Origin of the sequence: Streptomyces sp. NPDC002088 (genome assembly GCF_040296605.1) — a bacterium.
GTDB lineage: Bacteria > Actinomycetota > Actinomycetes > Streptomycetales > Streptomycetaceae > Streptomyces.
Genome location: NZ_JBEOXO010000011.1, coordinates 217,148 through 243,088, shown reverse-complemented (window position 1 = coordinate 243,088; position 25,941 = coordinate 217,148). Strand labels below are relative to the sequence as shown.

At 71.3% G+C, this 25,941-nt stretch carries 26 protein-coding genes and 2 pseudogenes; 17 read left to right on the top strand and 11 right to left on the bottom strand.

Annotation, left to right across the window (positions count from 1 at the left end; genetic code table 11):
* The 3 genes from leuD (at position 1) to ABT114_RS24665 (ending at position 1,877) form a co-directional block, all read left to right on the top strand.
* The gene (gene leuD / locus ABT114_RS24675; protein WP_351145017.1) at positions 1 to 594 is read left to right on the top strand and encodes a 3-isopropylmalate dehydratase small subunit; all 594 of its coding nucleotides are present in this window, start codon (positions 1 to 3) and stop codon (positions 592 to 594) included.
* Positions 595 to 858: 264 nt separating this feature from the next.
* Entirely contained in the window at positions 859 to 1,089 is a 231-nt protein-coding gene (locus ABT114_RS24670; protein WP_351145016.1) for an SCO5555 family protein, read from the top strand.
* Positions 1,090 to 1,226: 137 nt separating this feature from the next.
* Positions 1,227 to 1,877, top strand: a complete 651-nt coding sequence (locus ABT114_RS24665; protein WP_351145015.1) for an HU family DNA-binding protein — start codon at positions 1,227 to 1,229, stop codon at positions 1,875 to 1,877.
* Positions 1,878 to 1,955: 78 nt separating this feature from the next.
* On the opposite strand, the gene ABT114_RS24660 is transcribed toward ABT114_RS24665, so the two are convergent.
* Both ABT114_RS24660 and cofC read right to left on the bottom strand, forming a co-directional pair.
* Positions 1,956 to 2,159, bottom strand: coding sequence for a hypothetical protein (locus tag ABT114_RS24660; protein ID WP_351145014.1), 204 nt, complete (start codon positions 2,157 to 2,159; stop codon positions 1,956 to 1,958).
* A gap of 155 nt (positions 2,160 to 2,314) precedes the next feature.
* The gene (gene cofC / locus ABT114_RS24655) at positions 2,315 to 2,953 is read right to left on the bottom strand and encodes a 2-phospho-L-lactate guanylyltransferase (protein WP_351145013.1); all 639 of its coding nucleotides are present in this window, start codon (positions 2,951 to 2,953) and stop codon (positions 2,315 to 2,317) included.
* Between the two features lie 154 nt (positions 2,954 to 3,107).
* Here cofC and ABT114_RS24650 point away from each other — a divergent pair, with 154 nt between their 5' ends.
* Genes ABT114_RS24650 through ABT114_RS24640 form a run of 3 tightly spaced genes read left to right on the top strand, consistent with a single transcriptional unit; the run spans position 3,108 to position 6,179 of the window.
* A complete protein-coding gene (locus tag ABT114_RS24650) occupies positions 3,108 to 3,956 on the top strand; it encodes a lysophospholipid acyltransferase family protein (protein ID WP_351145012.1) in 849 nt (282 codons plus the stop codon).
* A complete protein-coding gene (locus tag ABT114_RS24645) occupies positions 3,953 to 4,963 on the top strand; it encodes an NAD(P)H-dependent glycerol-3-phosphate dehydrogenase (protein ID WP_351145011.1) in 1,011 nt (336 codons plus the stop codon). Before ABT114_RS24650 ends, ABT114_RS24645 begins: the two co-directional genes overlap by 4 nt.
* 58 nt (positions 4,964 to 5,021) lie before the next feature.
* On the top strand, positions 5,022 to 6,179 hold the full coding sequence (locus ABT114_RS24640) for a D-alanine--D-alanine ligase family protein (RefSeq protein WP_351145010.1): 1,158 nt from the start codon (positions 5,022 to 5,024) through the stop codon (positions 6,177 to 6,179).
* A 131-nt stretch (positions 6,180 to 6,310) separates the two neighbouring features.
* Here the strand turns inward: ABT114_RS24640 and ABT114_RS24635 are convergent, their stop codons facing one another.
* Both ABT114_RS24635 and ABT114_RS24630 read right to left on the bottom strand, forming a co-directional pair.
* The gene (locus ABT114_RS24635) at positions 6,311 to 6,802 is read right to left on the bottom strand and encodes a DUF3515 domain-containing protein (RefSeq protein ID WP_351145009.1); all 492 of its coding nucleotides are present in this window, start codon (positions 6,800 to 6,802) and stop codon (positions 6,311 to 6,313) included.
* 20 nt (positions 6,803 to 6,822) lie between these two features.
* Positions 6,823 to 7,056, bottom strand: a complete 234-nt coding sequence (locus ABT114_RS24630) for an Lrp/AsnC family transcriptional regulator (protein ID WP_351145008.1) — start codon at positions 7,054 to 7,056, stop codon at positions 6,823 to 6,825.
* 233 nt (positions 7,057 to 7,289) lie between these two features.
* Here ABT114_RS24630 and ABT114_RS24625 point away from each other — a divergent pair, with 233 nt between their 5' ends.
* Together ABT114_RS24625 and thiD are read left to right on the top strand one after the other, a co-directional pair.
* Entirely contained in the window at positions 7,290 to 8,255 is a 966-nt protein-coding gene (locus ABT114_RS24625) for a thiamine-phosphate kinase (RefSeq protein ID WP_351145007.1), read from the top strand.
* Complete coding sequence (gene thiD, locus ABT114_RS24620) at positions 8,252 to 9,055, top strand: bifunctional hydroxymethylpyrimidine kinase/phosphomethylpyrimidine kinase (protein ID WP_351145006.1); 804 nt, start codon at positions 8,252 to 8,254, stop codon at positions 9,053 to 9,055. Before ABT114_RS24625 ends, thiD begins: the two co-directional genes overlap by 4 nt.
* On the opposite strand, the pseudogene ABT114_RS24615 reads toward thiD, so the two are convergent.
* The 3 genes and pseudogenes from ABT114_RS24615 to rpmB form a co-directional block, all read right to left on the bottom strand.
* A pseudogene (locus tag ABT114_RS24615) lies at positions 9,040 to 9,435 on the bottom strand (FAD-dependent oxidoreductase); the annotation flags it as partial. The gene thiD and the pseudogene ABT114_RS24615 overlap by 16 nt on opposite strands.
* Positions 9,401 to 9,622, bottom strand: a pseudogene (locus tag ABT114_RS24610) (hypothetical protein); the annotation flags it as partial. The pseudogenes ABT114_RS24610 and ABT114_RS24615, both read right to left, overlap by 35 nt.
* A gap of 112 nt (positions 9,623 to 9,734) precedes the next feature.
* On the bottom strand, positions 9,735 to 9,920 hold the full coding sequence (gene rpmB / locus ABT114_RS24605; protein WP_003993230.1) for a 50S ribosomal protein L28: 186 nt from the start codon (positions 9,918 to 9,920) through the stop codon (positions 9,735 to 9,737).
* Positions 9,921 to 10,166: 246 nt separating this feature from the next.
* Between rpmB and ABT114_RS24600 the strand changes: the two genes are divergently transcribed.
* Positions 10,167 to 11,993, top strand: a complete 1,827-nt coding sequence (locus ABT114_RS24600; protein WP_351145005.1) for a DAK2 domain-containing protein — start codon at positions 10,167 to 10,169, stop codon at positions 11,991 to 11,993.
* A gap of 33 nt (positions 11,994 to 12,026) precedes the next feature.
* Here the strand turns inward: ABT114_RS24600 and ABT114_RS24595 are convergent, their stop codons facing one another.
* A complete protein-coding gene (locus tag ABT114_RS24595) occupies positions 12,027 to 14,957 on the bottom strand; it encodes a tetratricopeptide repeat protein (RefSeq protein WP_351145004.1) in 2,931 nt (976 codons plus the stop codon).
* Positions 14,954 to 16,783 carry an HSP90 family protein gene (locus tag ABT114_RS24590; RefSeq protein WP_351145003.1) on the bottom strand — a complete coding sequence of 610 codons (1,830 nt, stop codon included), beginning with the start codon at positions 16,781 to 16,783 and terminating at the stop codon, positions 14,954 to 14,956. Before ABT114_RS24590 ends, ABT114_RS24595 begins: the two co-directional genes overlap by 4 nt.
* Positions 16,784 to 16,950: 167 nt before the next feature.
* On the opposite strand from ABT114_RS24590, the gene recG reads away from it, so the two are divergent.
* The 8 genes from recG to mutM all read left to right on the top strand — a co-directional run bounded on the left by recG (position 16,951) and on the right by mutM (position 24,351).
* Positions 16,951 to 19,158: an ATP-dependent DNA helicase RecG gene (recG, locus tag ABT114_RS24585; RefSeq protein ID WP_351145002.1), complete on the top strand. Its 2,208-nt coding sequence runs from the start codon at positions 16,951 to 16,953 to the stop codon at positions 19,156 to 19,158.
* A 94-nt stretch (positions 19,159 to 19,252) separates the two neighbouring features.
* Positions 19,253 to 19,840, top strand: coding sequence for a 16S rRNA (guanine(966)-N(2))-methyltransferase RsmD (gene rsmD / locus ABT114_RS24580; protein ID WP_351145001.1), 588 nt, complete (start codon positions 19,253 to 19,255; stop codon positions 19,838 to 19,840).
* A gap of 26 nt (positions 19,841 to 19,866) precedes the next feature.
* Positions 19,867 to 20,346, top strand: coding sequence for a pantetheine-phosphate adenylyltransferase (coaD, locus tag ABT114_RS24575; RefSeq protein ID WP_351145039.1), 480 nt, complete (start codon positions 19,867 to 19,869; stop codon positions 20,344 to 20,346).
* A 134-nt stretch (positions 20,347 to 20,480) separates the two neighbouring features.
* The gene (locus tag ABT114_RS24570; protein ID WP_351145000.1) at positions 20,481 to 21,578 is read left to right on the top strand and encodes an ATP synthase F0 subunit B; all 1,098 of its coding nucleotides are present in this window, start codon (positions 20,481 to 20,483) and stop codon (positions 21,576 to 21,578) included.
* A gap of 165 nt (positions 21,579 to 21,743) precedes the next feature.
* Positions 21,744 to 22,388: a YceD family protein gene (locus ABT114_RS24565; RefSeq protein ID WP_351144999.1), complete on the top strand. Its 645-nt coding sequence runs from the start codon at positions 21,744 to 21,746 to the stop codon at positions 22,386 to 22,388.
* A gap of 2 nt (positions 22,389 to 22,390) precedes the next feature.
* The gene (gene rpmF / locus ABT114_RS24560; protein ID WP_003951102.1) at positions 22,391 to 22,564 is read left to right on the top strand and encodes a 50S ribosomal protein L32; all 174 of its coding nucleotides are present in this window, start codon (positions 22,391 to 22,393) and stop codon (positions 22,562 to 22,564) included.
* A 19-nt stretch (positions 22,565 to 22,583) separates the two neighbouring features.
* Positions 22,584 to 23,417 (top strand): ribonuclease III, encoded by an 834-nt coding sequence (gene rnc / locus ABT114_RS24555; protein WP_351144998.1) that lies wholly within the window; start codon positions 22,584 to 22,586, stop codon positions 23,415 to 23,417.
* 73 nt (positions 23,418 to 23,490) lie between these two features.
* A complete protein-coding gene (gene mutM, locus ABT114_RS24550) occupies positions 23,491 to 24,351 on the top strand; it encodes a bifunctional DNA-formamidopyrimidine glycosylase/DNA-(apurinic or apyrimidinic site) lyase (protein WP_351144997.1) in 861 nt (286 codons plus the stop codon).
* Here the strand turns inward: mutM and ABT114_RS24545 are convergent.
* Both ABT114_RS24545 and ABT114_RS24540 read right to left on the bottom strand, forming a co-directional pair.
* Positions 24,324 to 24,725, bottom strand: coding sequence for a winged helix-turn-helix transcriptional regulator (locus ABT114_RS24545; RefSeq protein WP_351144996.1), 402 nt, complete (start codon positions 24,723 to 24,725; stop codon positions 24,324 to 24,326). The two genes, mutM and ABT114_RS24545, sit on opposite strands and share 28 nt — an antisense overlap.
* 109 nt (positions 24,726 to 24,834) lie before the next feature.
* Positions 24,835 to 25,932: a CAP domain-containing protein gene (locus ABT114_RS24540; protein ID WP_351144995.1), complete on the bottom strand. Its 1,098-nt coding sequence runs from the start codon at positions 25,930 to 25,932 to the stop codon at positions 24,835 to 24,837.
* Positions 25,933 to 25,941: the final 9 nt, after the last annotated feature.

The following is a 25,941-nucleotide window of genomic DNA, read 5'->3' as shown; positions in this document are numbered from 1 at the left end:
ATGGAAGCATTCACCACGCACACCGGCCGGGCCGTCCCGCTGCGCCGCAGCAACGTCGACACCGACCAGATCATCCCTGCTCACTGGCTCAAGAAGGTGACCAGGGACGGTTTCGAGGACGGGCTGTTCGAGGCCTGGCGCAAGGACTCGTCCTTCATCCTCAACCAGCCCGAGCGGCAGGGCGCCACCGTCCTGGTCGCGGGCCCCGACTTCGGCACCGGCTCCTCCCGTGAGCACGCCGTCTGGGCGCTGCAGAACTACGGCTTCAAGGCCGTGATCTCCTCCCGCTTCGCCGACATCTTCCGCGGCAACTCGCTCAAGAACGGCCTGCTCACGGTGGTGCTGGAGCAGAAGATCGTCGACGCGCTGCAGGAACTCACCGAGCAGGACCCGCAGGCCGAGATCACGGTCGACCTTCAGGCCCGCGAGGTGCGCGCCGAGGGCATCACCGCCTCCTTCGAGCTGGACGAGAACTCCCGCTGGCGGCTGCTGAACGGGCTGGACGACATCTCCATCACCCTCCAGAACGAGGCCGACATCGCCGCGTACGAGGCCAAGCGCCCGTCGTACAAGCCGCGCACGCTCCAGGTCTGACACAGGGGCCTGAGCGGGTCGAGTTTCGGCCACCGCAACACTCCGCCTGTACCCCCGATCGCCACGATTGGGGGTACAGCCATGTCTGCACCCGAACGGCCCTGAGGGGCCCCACCAGGCCCCTCAACTTCCCACGTTACGAGGGTGGTTGGCGGGGTACGCGAGTCTCGTGGCCGAGGCCTCGGCCGATGCTCAAACGGCCGTTTGCGGCGATAGTTACACCCTGCGCAGGCGACAACTCGCCCCAGATGGCACAATCTGTGCATGGAACACGACGGCCAACTCGAGCTCTATGCGGCGGTCGCGGGCCAACTGAAGGAAGCGCACGCAAGAGTGCGCTCACTGCAAGTCCCGGAGGGCGTACGGATGGCGCTGACCCGGAAGCTGCTGGTCATTACGGCCGCGGCCAAGCACGATCTCGCCGATGCGACAAGGCGTCTGGAGCGGTTCATGGCGGACCTCGACGAGGGTCGATTCCTCGAAGAGGAACGCTGATCGCGTCCAGGACAGCCGAGTTCGTTGCGGCACGAGGGTGATTAGCCCGTTTCGTGTTTGATTTGCGGTATATATCTGCCTAACGTGCGAAAAAGCTTGAACACTTTCGTTCTGGCAATGTCTCCGAAGGGGAAGACGTGAACAAGGCGCAGCTCGTAGAAGCGATTGCCGACAAGATGGGCGGTCGCCAGCAGGCCGCCGATGCTGTCGACGCGGTCCTGGACGCCCTCGTCCGGGCGGTCGTCGCGGGTGAGCGAGTTTCGGTCACCGGGTTCGGTTCGTTCGAGAAGGTCGACCGTCCGGCCCGTTACGCCCGCAACCCCCAGACCGGCGAGCGGGTCCGGGTCAAGAAGACCTCCGTGCCGCGCTTCCGTGCGGGCCAGGGCTTCAAGGACCTGGTCAGCGGCTCGAAGAAGCTCCCGCGCGGCGGCGAGGTCGCCGTCAAGAAGGCGCCCAAGGGCAGCCTGACCGGCGGTGCAGCCGCGACGGTCAAGAAGGCCGCCGCGAAGAAGGCCACCACCAAGGCGGCCGCGAAGAAGACCACGGCGAAGAAGGCGGCCGCCAAGAAGACCACGGCGGCGGCCGCGAAGAAGACCACGGCGAAGAAGACGACCGCCAAGAAGACCACGGCGGCGGCCGCGAAGAAGACGACCGCGGCGAAGAAGACCGCCACGGCCAAGAAGGCGACGGCGAAGAAGGCTCCGGCGAAGAAGGCCACCACCAAGGCTGCCCCCGCCAAGAAGTCCACCGCTCGCAAGACCACCGCCAAGAAGGCCGCCGCCCGCTAGTAGGGCAGGCACAGGGCACTCACGCGCCGGGCCGGACTCTCTCTCGGAGTCCGGCCCGCGGCGTTCCCGTGAGCCCGCTCAGAAGGTGTGCAATGTCACGAGGGTGGCCCGCCGGGCGTCCCCTTCACCCTCGGTCTCCACCCGCACCCGCTGCCCGGGACGCAACAGCCTCAGTCCCCCCGCGTCGAACGCCGGCGCGTCGAAGGGAACGGGCGTGCCGTCGTCCAGCAGCACCTGCCCGCTGCGGGTCTCGGGGTCGTACGTGTATGCGGTCGCCTGCATGGCGGCAGCCTACTGCCCGGGGGTCGGGGGCCGCGCGGCGGCGGAGGCTGTCCGGGGGCTGGGGATTCCGTGGGTTTTGCGGCTTGCGGCTGTGCGGTGTGGGGCTGTGAGGCTGGCGGCTCGCGGCTGTGTGAGGTGCGGCTGTGTGGCGGGAGTCATTGCCTGGGGATCAGGAGGCGTGCGGTGACGGTGGCCGTTCGGGGGCCCACCCCCAATGCCAGGGCCGTGCGCAGGTCATCGCCGGTGTCGACGTCCTGACGTACGGAATCCACCGCTTCGAGCCGGAGTTCCATCGCGCCGGACGCGCGATGGCGGGCCCGGGAATCGGGGCCGAATGCGGGGAGCAGTTCCCGGCCCGAAGTGGCGGCCAGCAGCGTCGTGCCGATTGCGGCCGCATCGGGGAGAAAAGCGCGCGGGAATTCCGTGGCCGCCTCCAGAACACGGGTCAATTCCAGGGGGCGCAGGGCCGGCAGATCGGCATTCAGAGCCGCCACGGGGCAGCCGGGGCGTGAGGCGCGTACGACCGCTGCTCCGTGGGCCAGAGCGGCGTTCAATCCACCCCCGGGCTCGTCGGCGACAATCCGGGCGCCCAGGGCCGCCAGTTCCCGACCGGCCAGCTCGTCGTCCGTGACGACCGCCACATTCTCGACCGCCGGGCTGGCCAGCGCGGCGGCCACGGTGTCCTGGGCGAAGGCGAGGGCGAGTCTCGGGCGCAGCCCGCCGGTGGCGGTGTCCGAGAGCCTGCTCTTGGCCCGCGTCAGAGGCTTCAGGGGTATGACCAAGGTCCACTGCACGCGCGTTCCGCCCCTCTCCTGTCGCGGTCATTGTCACCCGGCCCATCCGGGAGCCGGGGGAGCGGGGCGTACGGTGTTCTCGACATACCGGCGGCCCGGGGCGACACTTGTGCGGCCCCCAGCCCTGGAGGAAGCCCTAGAGGAAGGTGTCCGCGTGCCCCGCCGCAGAATCGGCTTCTGGTATCGCTTCGCCGCGGTGCTGTGCAAACCGCCGTTGGTGGCATTGATCAAGCGGGACTGGCGTGGAATGGAGCACATTCCGGCCGAGGGTGGATTTATCACCGCGGTGAACCACAATTCGCACATCGATCCCTTTGCATATGCGCACTATCAGTACAACACCGGACGGGTTCCGCGATTCCTGGCGAAGAGCGGCCTTTTCCGGAAGGGATTCGTCGGTGCTGCGATGCGCGGCACCGGACAGATTCCCGTCTATCGCGAGAGCACCGACGCACTGAGCGCCTTCCGGGCCGCGATCGACGCCGTGGAGCGCGGCGAGTGTGTCGCCTTCTACCCCGAGGGCACCCTCACCCGCGACCCGGACGGCTGGCCCATGACCGCCAAGACCGGTGCCGCACGCGTCGCCCTCCAGACCAAGTGCCCGGTGATCCCGGTCGCCCAGTGGGGCGCCAACGAGCTGCTGCCGCCGTACGCGAAGAAGCCCAACCTCCTTCCGCGCAAGACCCACCACGTGCTCGCGGGCCCGCCCGTGGACCTCTCCCGCTTCTACGACAGGGAGATGACCCCGGACCTCCTGAAGGAGGCCACCGAGGTCATCATGGCCGCCATCACTCGCCTGCTGGAGGAGATCCGCGGCGAGCAGGCGCCCGAGACGCCGTACGACCCGCGCCGGGAGCGGATCGAGCAGCGGCGCCGCACCCAGGCGCAGACGGAGCCGCAGGTGCGCAGCCAGGCGCAGGCGCAGTCGGAGCCGCAGCCCCAGGTGCGCAGCCAGGCGCGGACGCGGGGGACGGCCAGGCAGGAAGAGGGGCAGAGTAAGTGAGCGACCCGGTCAAGGCGGCGGTCTTCAGCGCCGGTTCGTGGGGCACGGCCTTCGGCATCGTGCTCGCCGACGCCGGGTGCGAGGTGACCCTGTGGGCGCGCCGCGGAGAGGTCGCGGAAGCGATCAACTCCACCCGGACGAACCCCGACTACTTCCCGGGCGTCGAGCTCCCGGAGAACCTGCGGGCCACCACCGACCCGGCCGAGGCCGCCGCCGGCGCCGACATCACGGTCCTCTCGGTCCCCTCGCAGACGCTGCGCGCCAACCTCGCCGAGTGGACGCCGCTGCTGGCCCGCGGCACGGTCCTGGTCTCCCTCATGAAGGGTGTCGAACTCGGTACGACGATGCGGATGAGCGAGGTCATCGAGGACGTCGCCAAGGTCGGCCCCGAGCGGGTCGCCGTGGTCACCGGCCCCAACCTGGCCCGGGAGATCGCCGCCCGGATGCCGGCCGCGGCCGTGGTCGCCTGCACCGACGAGGCCGTCGCCCAGCGCCTCCAGGCCGCCTGCCACACGCCGTACTTCCGCCCGTACACCAACACGGACGTGGTGGGCTGTGAACTCGGCGGCGCGATCAAGAACGTCATCGGCCTGGCCGTCGGCATCGCGGACGGCATGGGCCTCGGCGACAACGCCAAGGGCTCGCTCATCACCCGCGGCCTCGCCGAGACCACCCGGCTGGGCCTGGCCATGGGCGCCGACCCGCTGACCTTCTCCGGACTCGCGGGCCTGGGCGACCTGGTGGCGACCTGCTCCTCGCCGCTCTCCCGCAACCACACCTTCGGCACCAACCTCGGCAGGGGCATGACCCTGCAGGAGACCATCGCGGTCACCAAGCAGACCGCCGAAGGCGTCAAGTCGTGTGAGTCCGTGCTGGATCTGGCCCGCCGGCACGGTGTCGACATGCCCATCACCGAGACGGTGGTCGGGATCGTGCACGAGGGCAAGCCGCCGGTGGTCGCTCTCAAGGAGCTGATGTCGCGCAGCGCGAAGCCCGAGCGACGCTGAGCGAACCGCCCCGCCGACGCTGTCTCAGGGCCCTACCACCGGGTACTCTCAACGCGATATGAGCAGCGAGAACCTCCCCCAGAGCCCCGAGCAGCCGTCCCGTAAGCCGCGTGTGGCCGTCGTGTTCGGCGGGCGCAGCTCCGAACACGGGATCTCCGTGGTCACCGCCGGCGCCGTACTGCGGGCGATCGACCGGACCAAGTACGAGGTCCTGCCGATCGGCATCACCCGGGACGGCCGTTGGGCCCTCACCGCCGACGAACCGGACCGCATGGCGATCAGTGACCGCCGTACGCCCAGCGTCGAGGAGCTCGCCGAGTCCAGCGAGGGCGGTGTCGTGCTCCCCGTGGACCCGGCCAACCGGGAGGTCGTCTACGCCGAGCCCGGTTCGGTGCCCAAGGCTCTCGGCGAGGTCGACGTGGTCTTCCCGGTGCTGCACGGCCCGTACGGCGAGGACGGCACCCTCCAGGGCCTCCTGGAGCTCTCCGGCGTCCCGTACGTGGGCGCGGGCGTGCTCGCCTCGGCCGTCGGCCAGGACAAGGAGTACATGAAGCGGGTGTTCACCTCGTTCGGGCTGAAGGTGGGCCCCTACGTGGTGATCCGGCCGCGCGAGTGGCAACAGGACGAGCCGGCCGCCCGCAAGAAGATCGTCGACTTCGCCGGCGAGCACGGCTGGCCGCTCTTCGTGAAGCCCGCGCGCGCGGGTTCGTCGATCGGCATCACCAAGGTCGACGACCTCTCCGGGCTCGACGAGGCCATCGCCGAGGCTCAGCGGCACGACCCGAAGATCCTTGTCGAGGCGGCGCTGCGCGGCCGCGAGATCGAGTGCGGCGTCCTGGAGTTCGAGGACGGGCCCCGGGCCTCCGTCCCCGCGGAGATCCCGCCGCCGGACGCGCACGCGTACTACGACTTCGAGGCGAAGTACATCGACTCGACGCCGGGCATCGTCCCGGCCCCGCTGACCCCCGAGGAGACCGCCGAGGTGCAGAAGCTCGCGGTCGACGCCTTCGAGGCGGCGTCCTGCGAAGGCCTGGTGCGGGCCGACTTCTTCCTCACGGAGGACGGGGACTTCGTGATCAACGAGATCAACACGATGCCGGGCTTCACGCCGATCTCGATGTACCCGCAGATGTGGCAGGCGAGCGGGATCGGCTATGCGGAGCTGGTGGACAGGCTGGTGCAGGCGGCCCTTCGCAGGTCGACGGGACTGCGCTGACCTTGTCGAAGTCCGGTGCGGTATCGCGCCCCGCAAGGGGCGCGGGGCTGTGTCGATATGCGGCTCCGCCGCGTGGGCGCGACCAGCCCCCACCGGCCCGCGGGATCGTCACCGCGCTTCCGGCGGAGCGCTCAGTCGGCAATCCCCTCCGGGATCGCTTTCTTGATGGCAGGCGCCAGATCGACAAGTGGCGCCATGCCGTCCCCGGTTCGCTTCGCGGGAATCGTCACCTCGAGGTACGCCTTCCGCAACGTCGTCGTGAACCGGAACGCCCCGTCGTCCCGCTTCTCCAGCAGCCACCCGACCCCGTCCACCTCGACCCCGTCGGCCTCCGGGTCGCTCATCTTCTCGGGCCTGGCGACACCGCAGCGCAGTATGATCGCTGGGTTCCCCCAGCCCGCGGTCAGCGCGGATGCGGGCTCGGGATCACGCCGGTTGAGACCGTCCACCTCGGACGGCAGCGCCTCGTCCAGGTTCCGGCACAATTTCGCGATCTTCGCGTCGACGCTGGGAACCACCGCCGACGCGCTGCCGTCTGCTGATGAGCAGCCCGCGGCGGCGACAAGCAGGGCGAGCGCGGGCGGCCCGAGGACAATGCGGTGCCGGTGACGGGAGAAGTTCACCGGCCAAGGGTAGACGGGGGCTACAGATGGACCACCGGGCAGGTCAGGGTGCGGGTGATGCCGTCCACCTGCTGGACCTTGGCGACCACCATGCGACCGAGGTCGTCGACTGTGTCGGCCTGGGCGCGCACGATGACGTCGTACGGTCCCGTCACGTCCTCTGCCTGGATCACCCCAGGAATCTTGCTGATCGTTTCGGCGACGGCCGACGCTTTGCCGACCTCCGTCTGGATCAGGATGTACGCCTGTACCACGGAACCTCCAGGGCGGCCACGAGGATCATGTGGGGAAAAGGAACGCCACGGTATCGCGTTGCCGCTCGCCGCGGGGAGACCTGCGGCGCCCGGGGTCCCCGTGCCGGGGTGCAGGCACGACAGAAGTTGACGATCCCCTCGACCGTATCGAGGACACTGGTGACGCGCGACCGGGCATGGGCAGGGACAGAGCGCGACCGGGTATGGACAGGGACAGAAGGGGAGCAAGGGTAATGAAGGGCACTGTTGGTGAGCTCGGGGAGTTCGGGCTCATCAGGGAGCTCACCTCCCGTCTCACCACCACCCCGGCGGTCCGGGTCGGCCCCGGCGACGACGCCGCGGTGGTCGCCGCCCCCGACCGCAGGGTCGTGGCGAGCACCGACATCCTGCTGGAGGGGCGGCACTTCCGCCGCGACTGGTCCACGGCCTACGACGTGGGCCGCAAGGCCGCCGCGCAGAACCTCGCCGACATCGCCGCCATGGGCGCGGTACCGACGGCGCTGCTGCTCGGGCTGGTCGTCCCCGCCGAACTCCCGGTGACCTGGCCGACCGAGCTGATGGACGGCCTGCGCGACGAGTGCCAGGTCGCTGGTGCCTCCGTGGTCGGCGGCGACGTCGTACGCGGTGACACGATCATGGTGTCGATCACCGCGCTCGGCGACCTGCGCAACCAGGAGCCGGTGACCCGGGCGGGCGCGCAGCCCGGTGACATCATCGCGGTCACCGGCTGGCTGGGCTGGTCCGCCGCCGGGTACGCGGTGCTCTCCCGCGGCTTCCGCTCGCCCCGCGCCTTCGTCGAGGCCCACCGCCGCCCCGAACCGCCGTACCACGCGGGACCGGCCGCCGCCGGGCTGGGCGCGACCGCCATGTGCGACGTGAGCGACGGGCTCATCGCCGACCTCGGCCACATCGCGGAGGCCAGCAAGGTCCGCATCGACATCCGATCCGGCGCCATCGACATCCCGACCCAGATGAACGACATCGGACAGGCCGTCGGCGTCGACCCGCTCCAGTGGGTGCTGACCGGGGGAGAGGACCACGCGATCGTGGCGACCTTCCCGCCGGACACGAAGCTGCCCGCCCGCTGGAAGGTGATCGGCGAGGTGCTCAACCCGTCGGCGCTGCCCCAGGTGACGGTCGACGGGGCGCCGTGGACCAGCAAGGGCGGCTGGGACCACTTCGGGGACATCGAGTCGTGAGCGCTCCGCCCAGGGTGCTGACGGTCGCGGGCTCCGACTCCGGTGGCGGCGCGGGCATCCAGGCCGACCTGAAGACGATGCTCGCGCTCGGTGTGCACGGCATGAGCGTGATCACGGCGGTCACCGCACAGAACTCCCTCGGCGTGCAGGGCGCTTGGGAGCTTCCGGTGGAGGCGGTGCGGGCCCAGTACCGCAGCGTCGTCGACGACATCGGCGTCCAGGCGATCAAGACCGGGATGCTCGCCTCGGCCGAACTGGTAGCGGCTGTCGCCGAGTTGATCGGCGGGACGGATGCTCCGGCCGTCGTCGACCCGGTCGGCGTGTCCAAACACGGCGACCCGCTGCTCGCCGCCTCGGCCCTGGACTCCGTACGGACGAAACTGCTGCCTGTCGCGACCGTCGCCACGCCGAATCTCGACGAGGTGGCCCAGCTGACCGGTGTGCGGGTCGAGTCGGAGGCGGATCTGAAGCGGGCCGCGGCGGCCGTGCTGGCGTACGGGCCGCGGTGGGTGTTGATCAAGGGCGGTCACCTGGCCGGTGACGCCGTGGACTTGCTGACCGACGGCTCCGAGGAGCACTGGCTGCGGGCGCCGAGGTACGACAACCGGCACACGCACGGCACGGGCTGCACCCTCGCGTCGGCGATCGCGTCGCAACTGGCGAAGGGGCAGTCCGTGCCGGAGGCGGTGGCGGCCGCCAAGAGGTACGTCACCGGGGCGATCGCGGCCGGATTCGCGCTCGGCGGGGGCATCGGGCCCGTGGATCACGGGTGGGCCTTCCGGTCTCAGGCCGCCGGGTAGTCGCGCAGTTCGATGTCCGTGGCCGCCTTCTCGGTGAGCTTCTTGAAGAAGCCGGCCAGCAGGCGCGAGCTGAGCAGGCGGTACATGCGGTCGCGGCTGCGGATGCGGCGCTCGGTGGGCGGGGCGAAGAACGGGCCTGCGTTGCCGGAGATCTTCTGGCAGCCCTTCGCGAAGTCCCGGATCCTGCTCTCGTACTCGGCGAAGGCGGTGCGGTGGTCACCGCCCGCGAGGGCGAGCTCGTCGGCCAGGACGTACGCGCCGACGATCGCCACGCCCGTGCCCATGCCGCCCATGGTGGCGCCGTAACCGGCGTCCCCGAGCAGGACCACGCGGCCCTTGGTGAGGCGGTCGATGTGGATCTGGGCGATCGCGTCGAAGTAGCGCGTTGGCGGCCCCGGCGGGCGGCTCGGCGCCGTACAGGCCGTCGGTCAGGCGCTCAGCGGAGACCGTACGGCCGGCATCGAGGAGCAGGAGGGTGAGCAGGGCGCGGGGGCGGGGGCCGCCGGGGTCGACGGGCGTGCCGTCGTCGGTGCGTATGTCGAGGGGGCCCAGGATGCCGAAGCGCATTCATGGGAGTCTGACAGGCCGCGGCGCTGATTGGGTATGGCAAAAAGCCGGCCCACCGAGGTGGACCGGCTTGATGCAGCGAACCAGCAGTGGCCGCGCGCTTAGCTGTGCCTCAGCGCGAGACCTTGCCGGCCTTGATGCACGAGGTGCAAGCGTTCACGCGCTTCGGCGTCCCGCCGACCACGGTACGGACGCGCTGGATGTTGGGGTTCCAGCGACGGGACGTACGGCGGTGCGAGTGCGAGATGTTGTTGCCGAAGCCCGGCCCCTTGCCGCAGACGTCGCAGTTGGCAGCCACGGGTCACTCCAAAGACTTCAGATGCACTTACGGTTGATCCCGGCATGCCGGGATCAGGATCGAGGATCTGAGTGGCGGTGCCAGGGGGAGAGCCCGATGTCATCGGGCAACCGGAGCAGCATACAACGGCTGCGCCAGTACAACGAAACTACCATGGCTGACCGGGGGCCCGCCCCGGCCCCCTTCCGGCGGACACCGAATCGGGGTTTACGCTGCGTCCCAGACCAGCAGTTCAAGGAGGCGCAGGTGCCGCAGGTGCCGCCGACATTCTTCGACGCTCTCGCGGTGCGCACCTGGTGTGGTCTCGCGCTGCAGGCGCTGGGGCGGGCGCGCGAGGAGATCGACGCGATCAACGTCTATCCCGTGGCGGACGGGGACACCGGCACGAACCTGTACCTGACCGTGGAATCGGCCGTCGTGACCGTCGAGGCGGTGTTCGCGGGACACGAGGCCGGATTCGGCGGCGACGGGGACGCTGGGGGCGCTTCGCCTTCCCTTTCCGCTTCACCTTTCCCTGCGATTTCACCTTCTTCGTCTCTGGCGGACGCCGTTCCGTCTCTGGCGGACGCCGCGCGCGCGATGGCGCACGGGGCGCTGATAGGCGCGCGCGGCAACTCCGGGACGATCCTCGCGCAGCTGCTACGGGGTATGGCGCAGGTGTTCGCCGCCGACGGTGAGGCTGCTCATACCGACGGAACGGGGCTGCGGCTCGCCCTGCGGCACGCCGCCGACTCCGCCCGCCAGGCCGTGGCCCACCCTGTGGAAGGCACGGTCCTGTCGGTCGCCTCCGCCGCCGCCGACGCGGCCGAGGGCGCCGAGGGCGACTGCGGGACGGTCGCGCGGGCGGCCTTTCAGGGGGCGCGTGCGGCACTGGCCGCGACCCCCGGACAGCTGGCCGTCCTGGAGCGTGCCGGCGTGGTCGACGCCGGCGGACGGGGGCTGGTCGCCGTGCTCGGGGCGCTGGTCGAGACGCTCACGGGAGAGGCTCCGACGGCGCTGGTGGTGCCGGGGGTGCCGGTACCCAGGGCGCACGCGCGCGTGGGCGAGACCGTCGCCACCCCGGCCGTCGCCACCCCCGCCACCCCCGCCACCTCTGCCGTCGACGACGTCGCGGCGTGCGCGGACGGGCCCACGGCACCGGAGGAGGGCGGCCCCGCCTTCGAGGTGATCTACCTGCTGGAGGCCGACGACGCGGCCGTCGTGCGGCTTCGGGCACGGCTCGACGCCCTCGGGGACTCGCTCGTCGTGGTCGGCGGCGACGGGCTGTGGAACGTCCATGTGCACGTCGACGACGCGGGCGCCGCTGTGGAGGCGGGCGTCGAGGCCGGGCGGCCGTACCGGATCCGGATCACCCATTTCGGCGTCGGCGACGTGCACACCCGCGGCGGCGAGCGGCCGCCCCGGGAGCCTGCCCAGCGCGCCGTGGTGGCCGTCGTGCCCGGCGAGGGCCTGGCCGGGCTGTACACCGAGGCGGGCGCCACCACCGTGCTCGCGCGCCCCGGGGAGCCGCCCGCGAGCGGTGAACTCGCCGAGGCCGTACGCCGGGCCCACGCGCGCGAGGTCGTCCTGCTGCCCAACGACGCGGACCTGCGCCACACCGCGGCCGCGGCGGCCGACCAGGCCCGTGCCGAGGGCATCCGGGTGGCCCTGATCCCGACGCGCTCCGCAGTCCAGGGCATCGCGGCGCTCGCCGTGCACGAACCCGACCGCCGCTTCGACGAGGACGTCGTCGCCATGACCTCGGCGGCCGGCGCCACCCGCTACGCCGAGCTCACCGTCGCCGAACGCCAGTCCTGGACCATGGCCGGCATCTGCCAGGCCGGTGACGTCCTCGGCCTCATCGACGGCGACGTGGCCGTGATCGGGTCGGACGTCACCACCACCGCCGAGACCGTGCTGGACCGCATGCTCCAGGCGGGCGGCGAGCTCGTCACCATCGTCCTCGGCGACGAGGCGCCCGAAGCCGTGGCGGCGCGTCTGGAGGCCCGAGTGCGTGAGGCCTATCTCGCCGTCGACACGGTCGTGTACCGGGGCGGGCGGCAAGGGGCACTGCTGCTCATCGGCGTCGAGTAGCGCCCCCCTTTCGGCCCCCTCCTTCCTGGGGGCCTACTTCGCTGCCTGCTCCTCCAGGACCTGCAACATCTGCTGCGCCTCCGCGCGCCGTGCCCGCGCCGTCCCGTCTTCGTCGGCGGTGCCGTCGGGGTACGCCTCCAGCACCGCACGCGCGCGTGCGGCCGCGTCGGCAGGGCGGCCCAGGTCGGCCTCCAGCCACCCCGCGGCGAGCTGGGCGGCGGTGCGGCTGTGGCGAGCCTCCGGCCCGAGGGAGCCGAACACCGCGACCGCCTCCGCCACCTGGGACAGGGCCTCCTCGAACGCGCTCTGGATCGAGTCGTCGCCGGCGTCCTCGGAGACGGAGCGGGCCAGCAGGTCGCCGAACTGCCGGTGGGTGTGGCCGAGTTCGGCGACGAGCCGCCCCCGTGCCTCCTCGTCGGCCGCCGTGCCCAGCGCCGCCTCGCACTCCCGCACCGCGCCCGTCATCAACTCCCGCGCCCCGTCCAGCCCCGCCTCGCTCCGCAGCGCGAGCCACGCGCGGGCGCGCAGGGAGCGGACCAGGCCGTGGACGTTGCCGAGGGTGCGCCACAGGTCGCCCGCGCGCGTGTAGGCCCGGTCCGCCTCGGCGGGCAGGCCCGCGTGCCCGAGGTTCTCGGCGGCGAGGTGGGCGAGCGTCGCGTGGTCGTGCTGCTCGGGCCAGTGCCGGGCGATCTCGGCGGCCTGGAGCCGGCGTTCGGCGGCGGCGCGGTGCTCCCCGAGCTCGCTCAGACAGTCACCGAGCCACCACTGCGTCTGGACGATCGCGCCGTCGCCGTGCGTCTCGGCACTCAGGTCGGGCAGTGCCGACTCCAGCACCTCCGCTGCCTCGGCCCACCGCCCCTGCCGTACCAGGAACCCGCCGAGCTGGTGCCGGGCCCAGGCGCCCAGCGTCGGTCCCTCGCCTGCCTCATCGGCCCAGTGCGCCGCCTCCAGCGCGTGTTCGGCCGCCTCCTCGGCCTGCCCCCGGCCGCCGACGACCTCGGCGAGCTGGAGGTGCAGCTGGGCCCGTCCGACCGCCTCCAGATGCGGACCCCCGTGCTCCAGGGCCGCCCGCAGCGCCCGCTCCGCCTCCGCCGTGTCGCCCAGGTGGTGCGCAAGCCCGGCCAGCCGCGCCTCGTACTCCACCGCGAACCACGGCAGCCCGGCCCCGACGAACGCCGCCGCGGCCCGCGCGAACAACTCCGCGCCCGCCGGGGCGTCCCCGGTGAGCGCCGCCAGCTCCGCGAGCATGGCCTGGGACTCGGCGGCCCGCGAGGCGAGCCGTACGTCGTCCCCGGCGTGCCCGTCGACGAGCGCCAGCACCTCCCGCGCGGCCGCCTCCGCCTCGGTCAGGACCGGCTCCGGCGGGGGACCCTCGGCCTCGTGCACCCGCCGCATCAGGATCCGCGCCCGCCCCATCAGCACGGACGCCGCCTGCCGTACGCCTGTGACGCCGTCGGCGTAGAGCGCGAGGACCTCGTCGTACGGACCCGCGACCGCGGCGACCGCCTCGTCCAGGTCGCCCGTGAGGGCATGCACGTAGGCCGCACGCGCGCGTGCCGCCAACGCCTCACCGGGGTCGCCCGCTTCCGCGTACAGTTCGGCGGCGCGCTCGAACAGCTCGGCGCCCTCGGGGCCCGCGTCCATCGCCTGGTGGTCGGCGATCTCCGCGCGGTCGCGCGCGTCCAGCTCGACGCCTTCGGCGGCCCGGGAGACCGCCGCCCACGCCTCCACGGCGTTCGGCTGCAACGTGTCCGACAGCCGGCGCGCCTCGGCCAGCAGCACGGCCAGCTCGGGCTCGGCAGCCGGCTCCACCGGGGCCGCGACCACGGGCACGGCAGCGCCGGCCGGCCGGGCCGCGCGCACGCCGAGCGGCAGCCGCTCCACCAGCGGACGCTGCGCCATACGCGCGCGTGCCCGCTCGCTGACGTACGACGTGCCGTTGCGCGCGTCGAAGCGTTCGGCAAGCGCGAGGGCCTCCACGTGCGCGTGGGCCCCGAGTTCGACCGCCGTCCATGCCCGGCCCGCCGGCCCCGGCACCCGCCGGTCTTCGAGCCCGAGCTCCGTGAGGCGGTCCATCAGCAGGGCCACCACGGCCATGAACTCCAGCCGGCTGCGCGGATGCCCGGTGTCCGTGAAGTACGCCGGCCGCTCCGCCAGCAGCTCCAGGCCGCGCGCCTCGTTCCCGGTCAGCGCGCAGAACTCCACGTGGTCCGCGTACGCGCCGCGCATGCTCTCCATGGACCGTACGAGCCGGAAGCCTCGCAGATGGTTGGCGCGTGCCTCGTCGAGGCGGTCCAGGCGCAACAGGGGCACCAGGGAGGAGGCGAGGACGGTGTGCGGCTCGTGGGCGCAGGAGAACTCGCCGTCCAGGACCGGCCCCCACAGCTCGACCGCCTCGGCGTCCCGGCCCCGCTCCGACTGCCACCAACCCTGCCCGTGCAGCTCGCACGCGTGGCAGTCGGCCATGGTGTCCCGGTCGGCGGCCAGCCAGGCGGCGTACGCCCGTTCGGCCCGCCCGACGTCCCCGACGTGCGCGGCCACACTGAACTCCGCGCTGCGCACGGCCCGCTCGGAGTGCCCGGCCAGGCGGTAGCGGTGCTCCATCTCGCCGAGCCACTTCTCTATGGAGGCCAGCGGCACGTGCGGCTGGTCCAGCATGCCGGACGACATCCACTTGAAGACCCAGTGCAGCGAGTGCGTCTCGTACTCGTCGAAGTCCTCGGGCCGCTCGTCCCACATGCGCAGCAGCCGCGCGAACGGGACGAACATCTTGTCCTTCTCGGAGCTGTAGTTGTAGACCTTCAGCTGGTGCCCGAGCGCCTCGATCACGGCGAGCGGGATGTTCAGCCGCTCCGCCTCGGCGAGCAGCTGTTCCGCGCGCGCGTTGCGGGCCGGCCCCTCCGGCTCCTCGCCGTTCTCCGCCATCGCCCGGCGGAGGGCGTCGAAGTCCGTGATCTCACTCATCGGTGACCGTCCTCGCCATGGGTGGCCCACTCCAGCAGGCCGATGAACGCCCGGTTCAGCAGCGCCGAGTCGGCGGGCCGCAGCGGGCGCTGCGCCATCAGCAGCGCCTGCCCGTACAGGGACTCCGTGGCGGTGCCGATCAGCTCCGCGTCACGCAGCGAACTGATCCTGCGGATCAGCGGATTGAGATGGTTGAGCACCAGACGCGCGCGCGGGGCGCTGCCGCGCAGCGAGCCGAGGATGCCCGCCCACAGGTCGTCGGCCTGCTCCTCGGCCTCCGCCCGCGCCTGCTCGTGCCGGGCCGCCCGGTCGTCCAGGTGCAGCGCGGGCACGGACAGCGGGTGGAAGGCACGCAGGACGACGTCACAACCCAGCGGGTCGAGCTTCGCCCGCGCGGCCGCCAGGAAATCCGAAAGAGCCAGCTCCTCGGCCGGGTCGACGGCGTCCAGATGGGCCGTCACGGTGTCCGCGTCCAGCTCGGAGACCACCGTCCCCGGCCGCACCGAGGGCAGCGCCTGGACGAGCTCGCTGTCGTACGTGTAACCACCGTTGATCACCCCCACGCCCTGCGCGGAGGCGATCGGCGCGACCTGGCGGTACTCCTCGACGGTCCGCGTGAAGTGCACGACCGGGTGCCGCTGCGCGAACTCCTCCAGTGACAGCTGCCCGTCGGTCGTCTCGAAGGGGAGCCACGGCAGCATCGTGCGCAGCATCTCGCTGTCGTGCCGCGCGAGGGACTTCACACCCAGGTGGTGCACGGACAGGAAGGCCGCCAGCCGCTCCGGATCACCGGCGGCCAGCCCGGTCAGCCAGGACCGGATCCTTTCTCCGAGCGCCTCCCGTACCGCGGCCAGCGTCTCGTCCTCGTACAGCGACTCGCGCGACGCCGTGGGCCGCAGACTGTCCGTGTCCAGGACACAGCGCACGAAGAAGGCCCAGTCGGGCAGCAGCTGTTCGCCCCGCTCGGTCAGCAGCATGCCCTTGAGGTGGACGCGATGACCGGCCCGCTGGGCCGGACTGACCGCCGACGGCAGCACGTACGCCACCCCGCGGATCCCGGCCAGCGGCACGTCCAGGTCGATCGCGTCCAGCGGAGTGAACCCGAACAGCCCGTGACAGTGCCGCCCCAGGGCCACCCGCCGGGTGGCGGGAGACGGATAGGGCCGGTCCCACGGCGCGGGGAGGTCGGTGACGGCCTCGTCGCCCACCCGCACGTCGTACGGCAGCAGCGACCCGAAGTCCCGCGCCAGCGCCAGGACGCGCGCCTCGGTGAGCCACTCCTGGGTCCCGGCCCGTGCCACCAGGTGCACGGTGGTGCCCGGCTCGGGGCGGGCCTCGTCCGGCAGCGTCCGCACGGTGTACGAACCGTCGTCGGTCGCCGTCCACTCCACGGGCGGGGCGTGCGGCGTACGGGCGCTGCGGCTGACGACCCGGATCCGCTCGGCGACCACGAAACAGGCCAGCAGACCGATGCCGAACTGCCCGAGGAAGTCGGAGCGGGCCTCCTGCAGACCGTCGGCCCGCTTGGAGCTGCGGCCGATGGTGGCCAGCAGGTTGTGCACGTCGGCCTCGGTGAGCCCGACCCCGGAGTCCTCGACCCGTAGGGCACCGCCCTCCGCGAACAGCCGCACCCGGGCAGGTGCGTCCGGCTGCTCGGCCCGCCGGGCAGTGATCGCGTCCACCGCGTTCTGCAGCAGCTCGCGCAGGTAGACCTTGGGACTGGAGTAGAGGTGATGGGAGAGCAGGTCAACCAGACCACGCAGGTCGACCTGGAACGTATGAGGTGACTGGGATGCCTGGGATGACTGTGAGGTCTGGGAGTCCATCGTCGCAGCGCCGCGGGTGGGGGATCATCGACGGCGCGGGGTCGGGCGGTCCCGGTGGGGCAGTGACCGCGGGGGATGGCCGGAGCGCGCCATCCTAGAGCCCGAGCAGCCCGCCTGACCAGGGGATTCCCGGGACGTATACGGCATTGTCAGTGGTGTGGTGTGCAATGGATCTCGTGCCCGCACTACAAGAACCACTCAAAAAGGTGCTCGGCCCCGCCACCGCGAAGGTGATGGCCGAGCACCTCGGCCTGCACACCGTCGGCGACCTCCTGCACCACTACCCCCGCAGATACGAGGAGCGAGGCCAGCTCACCCACCTCGCCGACCTCCCCATGGACGAGCACGTCACCGTGGTCGCCCAGGTCGCCGACGCCCGTCTGCACACGTTCGCCTCGTCCAAGGCACCCCGCGGAAAAGGCCAGCGCCTCGAGGTGACGATCACGGACGGCAGCGGCCGGCTCCAACTGGTCTTCTTCGGTAACGGCGTTCACAAGCCCCACAAGGAGCTCCTGCCGGGCACGCGCGCGATGTTCGCGGGCAAGGTCTCCCTCTTCAACCGTCGCCTCCAACTGGCCCACCCGGCCTACGAACTGCTGCGCGCCGACACGGAGGAGGCTGTCGAGACCTGGGCCGGCGCCCTCATCCCCCTCTACCCCGCCACCGCCAAACTGGAGTCCTGGAAGATCGGCAAGGCGGTCCAGACCGTCCTGCCCAGCGCCCAAGAGGCCCTCGACCCGCTCCCCGGCTCCCTCCGCGAGGGCCGCGGTCTGGTCTCCCTCCCCGAGGCACTCCTCAAGATCCACCGCCCGCACACCAAGGCGGACATCGCCGACGCCCGCGCCCGCCTGAAGTGGGACGAGGCCTTCGTCCTCCAGGTCGCCCTGGCCCGCCGCCGCCACGCCGACGCCCAACTCCCCGCGGTCCCCCGCAAACCCGCCCCCGACGGCCTCCTCGCGGCCTTCGACGACCGCCTCCCGTTCACCCTCACCGACGGCCAGCAGAAGGTCTCCAAGGAGATCTTCGACGACCTCGCGACGGACCATCCGATGCATCGGCTGCTCCAGGGAGAGGTCGGTTCGGGAAAGACGCTGGTCGCCCTCCGCGCCATGCTCGCCGTCGTCGACGCGGGCGGTCAGGCCGCGATGCTCGCGCCCACCGAGGTGCTCGCCCAGCAGCACCACCGGTCGATCACCGAGATGATGGGCGAGCTGGCCGAGGGCGGCATGCTCGGCGGGGCCGAGCGGGCCACGAAGGTCGTGCTGCTCACCGGGTCCATGGGCACGGCCGCGCGGCGCAAGGCGCTGCTCGATCTGGTCACCGGGGAGGCCGGGATCGTCATCGGCACGCACGCGCTGATCGAGGACAAGGTGCAGTTCCATGACCTCGGGCTGGTCGTCGTGGACGAGCAGCACCGGTTCGGGGTGGAACAGCGGGACGCCCTGCGCGGCAAGGGCAAGCAGCCGCCACACCTGCTGGTCATGACCGCCACGCCCATCCCGCGGACCGTCGCGATGACCGTCTTCGGCGATCTGGAGACCTCCGTACTGGACCAGCTCCCCGCCGGGCGTTCGCCCATCGCCAGTCATGTCGTCCCGGCCGCCGAGAAGCCCCACTTCCTGGCCCGGGCCTGGGAGCGCGTGCGCGAGGAGGTGGGCAACGGGCACCAGGCGTACGTGGTCTGCCCCCGCATCGGCGACGAGGCCGACGACCCCAAGGCCGCCAAGAAGAAGCAGTCGCCCGAGGACGAGGCCGAGAAGCGGCCCCCGCTCGCCGTCCTCGACGTGGCTGCGCAGCTGAGCCGCGGGCCCCTCCAGGGGCTCCGGGTGGAGGTGCTGCACGGCCGTATGCCACCGGACGACAAGGACGCCGTCATGCGCCGCTTCGCCGCCGGCGACACGGACGTCCTGGTCGCCACGACCGTTATCGAGGTCGGTGTGAACGTGCCGAACGCCACAGCGATGGTGATCATGGACGCCGACCGGTTCGGTGTCTCCCAGCTCCACCAGCTGCGTGGCCGCGTGGGGCGTGGCTCGGCCGCCGGGCTGTGTCTGCTGGTCAGCGAGATGCCGGAGGCGAGCGCGGCGCGCCAGCGGCTGAACGCGGTGGCGTCCACCCTGGACGGCTTCGAGCTCTCCCGTATCGACCTCGAACAGCGCCGCGAGGGCGATGTCCTCGGCCAGGCCCAGTCGGGCGCCCGCTCCAGCCTGCGGGTGCTCGCCGTCATCGAGGACGAGGAGGTCATCGCGGAGGCCCGCGAGGAGGCGGCGGCCGTCGTCGCCGCCGACCCCGAGCTGGAGCACCTGCCCGGACTGCGCACGGCTCTGGACGCCCTTCTGGACGAGGAAAGGGAGCAGTACCTGGACAAGGGGTGAGCCCGCGCGGCCGTTTCCGGGCCGAGAAGAGCCGGGAGCGGGAGAGCTGAGAGACTGGAAGCGACGCCCCACCGCACATGGACAAGGACCCCAGATGACCCGCGTGATCGCCGGCGCAGCCGGCGGACGCCGCCTCGCCGTCCCGCCGGGCACAGGCACCCGCCCCACCTCCGACCGCGCGCGCGAGGGCCTCCTGTCCACATGGCAGTCCCTGCTCGGCGGCCCGCTGGACGGCGAACGGGTCCTCGACCTGTACGCCGGCTCGGGCGCCGTCGGCCTGGAGGCCCTGTCGCGTGGCGCGGGTCACACCCTGCTCGTCGAAGCCGACGCCCGCGCTGCCCGCACGGTCCGCGAGAACGTGAAGAGCCTCGGGCTGCCCGGCGCCGAGGTCAGATCGGGCAAAGCGGAACAGATCGTCAAGTCACCGCCGCCCGCCGAGCCGTACGACATCGTCTTCCTCGACCCCCCGTACGTCGTCTCCGACGACGATCTTCGCGAGATTCTGCTCACACTCCGCACGGAGGGCTGGCTCGCAGAGGAAGCCCTCGTCACCGTGGAGCGCAGCACCAGAGGCGGGGAATTCCGGTGGCCGGACGGTTTCGAAGCCCTTAGGGCCCGTCGCTACGGCGAGGGCACGTTTTGGTACGGTCGCGCCGCCTCTACGTGCGAAGACGCACCATGACCGGACCGGAGAGCGAGGGATCACAGTTGCGCCGCGCCGTCTGTCCCGGGTCGTTCGACCCCATCACCAACGGACACCTCGACATCATTGGCCGCGCCTCCCGTCTGTACGACGAGGTCTATGTCGCGGTGATGATCAACAAGTCCAAGAAGGGCCTGTTCGAGATCGACGAGCGGATCGACCTCATCCGTGAGGTCACCGCCGAGTACGCGAACGTCCGGGTCGAGGCCTTCCACGGCCTCCTCGTCGACTTCTGCAAGCAGCGTGACATCCCCGCCATCGTCAAGGGGCTGCGCGCCGTCAGCGACTTCGACTACGAACTGCAGATGGCCCAGATGAACATCGGCCTCTCGGGCGTGGAGACCCTCTTCGTGCCCACCAACCCCACCTACAGCTTCCTGTCGTCCTCCCTGGTCAAGGAGGTCGCGACCTGGGGCGGCGACGTCTCCCACCTGGTCCCGCCGGCGGTCCTCGAGGCCCTCGCCCAGCGCCTGAAGACGGACTGACCCCAACTCCCCGGGCGCGCACGGGAACCCCTCCGGAATCTGACAGTCCGTCACCCGGTGTCGGCCCGACATCCCATGGCCGTACAGTCGTCCCGTCCGTCTCCAACACAGCTGTAGAGAGTGGCGAGCACACGATGGACGTGCAGAAGAAGCTCGACGAGGTCGTCTCGACGGTCTCCAGTGCCAGGTCGATGCCGATGTCGGCCTCGTGCGTGATCAACCGCGCCGAGCTGCTCTCGCTGCTCGAAGAGCTGCGCGAGGCGCTGCCCGGCTCCCTCGCGCAGGCCCAGGAGCTGATCGGCGACCGCGAGCACATGGTCGAGCAGGCCCGCCAGGAGGCCGAGCGGATCATCTCCACGGCGCACGCCGAGCGCGGCTCCCTGATCTCCGACACCGAGGTCGCCCGCCGCTCCCAGGCCGAGGCCGACCGGATCCTCTCCGAGGCGCGCAAGGAGGCCGAGGAGGTCCGCGCCGAGGCCGACGACTACGTCGACTCCAAGCTCGCCAACTTCGAGGTCGTCCTCACCAAGACCCTCGGCTCGGTCGGCCGCGGTCGCGAGAAGCTGCTCGGCACCGGCCCGGGCCTGGACGAGCAGGGCTACGAGGACGAGGACGCCCCCGAGCGCAGCCACGACCCGGAGACGCTGCGCCGCGACGCCGACGCGTACGTCGACACCAAGCTCGGCGCCTTCGAGGCGGTCCTCGCCAAGACCCTGGAGGCCGTGGGCCGCGGCCGCCAGAAGCTGCACGGCCGTATCGCCACCGACGACCTCGGCGCCCTCGCCGACGACGACACGACCTTCCAGCACTCCAGCGACGCCGACTACCTAGCCGACCTCGCCGCCGTCGCGGACACCCCGGCCGAGCCGCAGCAGCCCGCCCAGCCGCAGTACGACCCGCAGACCGCGCAGCCGGCGTACGGCTACCAGCAGCAGCCGGACCCGTACGGCGGCTACCAGCAGCAGGCGTACGGCCAGCAGGACGCGTACGGCTACCAGCAGGCCGATCCGTACTCCCCTGCTTTCGACTACGCCCAAGCGGGAGGGGCCCCCATCCAGGGCTACGACGCCCAGCAGGGGTACGACGCCCAGCAGGCCGCGTACGACCCCAGCCAGGCCCAGCAGCCACAGCAGGGCCAGCAGGGCTACTCCCTCGACGAGACCAGCCTCTTCGACACCAGCATGATCAGTGCCGACCAGCTGCGGGCCTACGAGCAGGAGCGGGGCCTGTAGGGACTGTCTCCGACCGCGGTCGGCGGCCGGCAGGGCACACCGGATTGGGCCGAAAGCGAAAGGTCCAGTATCCTGGCTCTTCGGTCGCGTGTACGTCCGCGATCAGCGCTGCCCGGCAACACCGAAGGGCAGTGTCCCCCTGAGCTCAGAAGATCGAAAGCAGGAATGGCTCTGAACGCCCGCCTAGACCACCGCAACCCTCTCGTGTTCGACACACACGAGCTGGGGCGGCGTCCTGGCGCGCTGCAGCGCCTGACCCGCACGATCGACGCCCCCAGGGATCTCGGGATCCAGGAGGTCATCGGAGTGCCGGAAGGCGCCCCGGTGGAGCTCGAACTCCGACTCGAGTCGGTCATGGAAGGGGTGCTCGTCACAGGCACCGCCCGTGCACAGGCCGAGGGGGAGTGCGTAAGGTGTCTGGAGCCGCTCGGGCTGGCGCTCGAAGCGGACTTCCAGGAGATGTTCTCGTACCCTGACGCCGACGACCGGGGCCGCCCCAAGGCGGAACCGGCCGACGACGCCGAGGAAGACGAGGACAGGCTCTTCATCGAGGACGGCCTGTTCGACCTCGAACCCGTGCTGCGTGATGCGGTGGTGCTCGCACTGCCGATGCAGCCGGTGTGCCAGGAAGACTGCCCAGGACTGTGCGCCCAGTGCGGCGCACGCCTTGCGGACGACCCGGACCACCACCATGACGCCGTCGACATCCGTTGGGCGGCACTGCAGGGACTCGCTGGTTCATCCGGAGACGGCGAGAAGGACGAGATCAGCGGCGCCGAAGCGGGCGTCGACGAGAAGCAGGAGAAGTAGCCGTGGCTGTTCCGAAGCGGAAGATGTCGCGCAGCAACACGCGCCACCGCCGGTCGCAGTGGAAGGCTGCGGTCCCCACCCTGGTTGCGTGCGAGCGCTGCCACGAGCCCAAGCAGCAGCACATTGCGTGCCCGTCTTGCGGCACCTACAACAAGCGCCAGGTCCTCGAGGTCTGAGCGGCTGGTGAGAGGCTTCATGTCTGACGCCAAGGCGGAAACGACCGCCAAGAAAAAGGCGGACAACACGGCGGCCTCGTCCCACACGCTGTTGGAAGGGCGGCTCGGGTACAAGCTCGAGTCCGCCCTTCTGGTGCGTGCGCTGACCCACCGTTCGTACGCGTACGAGAACGGCGGTCTGCCGACGAACGAGCGGCTGGAGTTCCTCGGGGACTCCGTGCTCGGCCTCGTCGTCACCGACACGCTGTACACCACCCACCCCGACCTGCCCGAAGGCCAGCTGGCCAAGCTGCGGGCCGCGGTGGTCAACTCTCGTGCGCTGGCGGAGGTCGGCCGTGGCCTCGACCTGGGCTCCTTCATCCGGCTCGGCCGTGGTGAAGAGGGCACGGGCGGCCGGGACAAGGCGTCCATCCTCGCCGACACCCTGGAAGCGGTGATCGGCGCGGTCTATCTCGACCAGGGCCTCGACGCGGCGTCCGAACTGGTGCACCGCCTGTTCGACCCCCTGATCGAGAAGTCCTCGAACCTCGGTGCCGGCCTGGACTGGAAGACCAGTCTCCAGGAGCTCACCGCGACCGAGGGGCTCGGCGTGCCCGAGTACCTGGTCACGGAGACCGGCCCCGATCACGAGAAGACCTTCACTGCTGCCGCCCGCGTCGGAGGCGTCTCGTACGGCACCGGCACCGGCCGCAGCAAGAAGGAGGCGGAGCAGCAGGCCGCCGAGTCCGCATGGCGGTCCATCCGGGCCGCGGCGGACGAGCGTGCCAAGGCGGCGGCCGCAGAGACCACTGCAGATCTCACTGCAGAGGCCACCGCGGTCACCGAAACCGGCCCCGAGTCGGCGTCCGCCTGACCGAACAGCGCAGCCGAGCGCCCGCCCCCGCCCGGGGCGGGCGCTCGGCTCATCCAGTTGTCACGGGGGTCCCATGCCCGAGTTGCCTGAGGTCGAAGTCGTACGACGCGGTCTGGAGCGGTGGGTCGCCCACCGGACGGTCGCCGAGGCCGAGGTGCTGCACCCGCGCGCCGTCCGTCGTCACCTGGCCGGCGCCGACGACTTCACGCACCGCCTCAAGGGTCATCGGATCGGCGTCCCCAGCCGACGCGGCAAGTACCTCTGGCTGCCCCTGGAGGACACCGACCAGTCCGTCCTGGCTCACCTCGGCATGAGCGGCCAGCTCCTGGTCCAGCCGCACGAGGCGCCCGACGAGAAGCACCTGCGTATCCGCGTCCGCTTCACGGACGTCCAGGGCACGGAGCTCCGCTTCGTCGACCAGCGCACCTTCGGAGGTCTGTCGCTGCACGACAACACCCCCGACGGGCTGCCCGACGTCATCGCGCACATCGCCCGCGACCCCCTCGACCCGCTGTTCGACGACGAGGCCTTCCACCAGGCGCTGCGCCGTAAGCGCACCACCATCAAACGGGCCCTGCTCGACCAGTCGCTGATCAGCGGCGTCGGCAACATCTACGCCGACGAGGCACTGTGGCGCGCCCGCATCCACTACGAGCGCCCCACCGCGTCCTTCACCCGCCCGCGCACCGCCGAACTCCTGGGCCATGTACGGGACGTGATGAACGCCGCCCTCGCGGTCGGCGGCACCAGCTTCGACAGCCTGTACGTCAACGTCAACGGGGAGTCGGGCTACTTCGACCGGTCGCTGGACGCATACGGCCGCGAGGGCCTGCCCTGCAAGAGGTGCGCCACGCCCATGCGCCGTCGCCCCTGGATGAACCGCTCCAGCTACTTCTGCCCGAAGTGTCAGCGGGCGCCGCGCGTCTCGTCGTAGCGCTCCCGCGCCGCCAGTACGTCGTCCATGCCGCCCTCCAGAACCTGGATGAGGGCCAGCAGCCGCTGGGCGACCTCGCGGCCCAGCGGTGTCAGTTCGTAGTCCACGCGGGGCGGGTTGGTCGGCTGTGCGTCGCGGTGCACCAGACCGTCGCGCTCCAGCGCGTGCAGCGTCTGGGAGAGCATCTTCTCGCTCACGCCGTCGACGCGGCGACGCAGCTCGTTGAACCGCAGGGAGCCGTCGTGCAGAGCGCCGAGCGTGAGCGCGCCCCAGCGTCCCGTGACGTGTTCCAGGGTCCCGCGCGAGGGGCAGGCCTTGGCGAACACGTTGTACGGGAGGTTCTGGTCCTCCCTGAGCTCCTGCGTGGTGGTCATACCCCAAGGCTACGCGAACGCAGCGCTAACCAGCAGGTTGCACTAACTTATAGTTAGCGATGGCCGTCTTCGCGGGCGCCGGGTCGCCGAGGCGGCAAAGGTGTTCCTTCTAGTACCCGAAGTCCTGGGTCCACCACGGGCCGCCCTCGCCGAAGTGCACTCCGACGCCCAGGGTCTTGAAGTCGCAGTTCAGGATGTTGGCCCGGTGGCCCGGGCTGTTCATCCAGGCCTCCATGACGGCCGCCGCGTCGGCCTGGCCACGCGCTATGTTCTCGCCGCCGAGGTTGGTTATGTCGGCCTCCGAGGCGCGGTCCCAGGGCGTGGCGCCGTCCGGGTCGGTGTGGTCGAAGAAGTTCCGCTGGGCCATGTCCTCGCTGAAGGCCTCGGCCAGCTGTGTCAGCGAGCTGTTCGCGGAGACGGCACTGCAGCCGACCTTCGCCCGCTCCTCGTTGACGAGCTTCAGCACCTCGGCCTCGGCCTGGGCCGCCGCGGACACCGTCACCGGGGCGCTGGTCTCCGTCGGAGCCTTGGTGGCCGTCGGCTTCGTCGACGGCGTGGTCTTCGGCGTGCTGGGCGTCGCCGCCGGCTGCTTCGACGGCGTCCTGGTCGGCGTCGGCGTGGCCGACGACGTCGAGGGGGAGGCTGACGGCGAGGTCGTCCGGTTGGAGTTGCGGCTGGTCGAGGCGGAGTCGTCGCGCCCGGCCGCGGTGCCGGAGGTGCCGCCCTGCTCCGTCGCCGAGTTGGACGGGGAGTCCGCGGCCTGCACGTTGTCGCCGCCGCTCGCGCCGCGGCCGAGCTTGTAGTTGTCGAGGCCGGGCACCACGCCCGAGGCGACGGCGACGGTGCCGAGGGCGACCGCGGCAGAGACGCCGAGCAGGCCGGTGCGGACCGGCGTCACGGCCCTCTTCTTCCGGCGGCGGCGCCCGGCGTCCCGCGCACCGCCATCGGGCCTGAAGCCCTCCGCCGGGAACATCACGGTGTCGTCGATCCGCCCGTGGCCGTCATCCGGAGCGAAGAGGTAGGCGTCGCTCCGCGCGGTGGTCTCGGCGTAGGCCTCGGGGTTCAGGTAGGGCGCGATGCCCATCGTGGTGGGGGCGTCGCCGTACGAGTCCTGCGGGCCCTGGCCGCCGTGGCTCCCCGTGGAAGAGCCATGCGTCTCCGTGACCTCCGTGGCGCGGCCGGCTGCGGAGCGTCGGTGGCGTCCCATGCCCTTGCC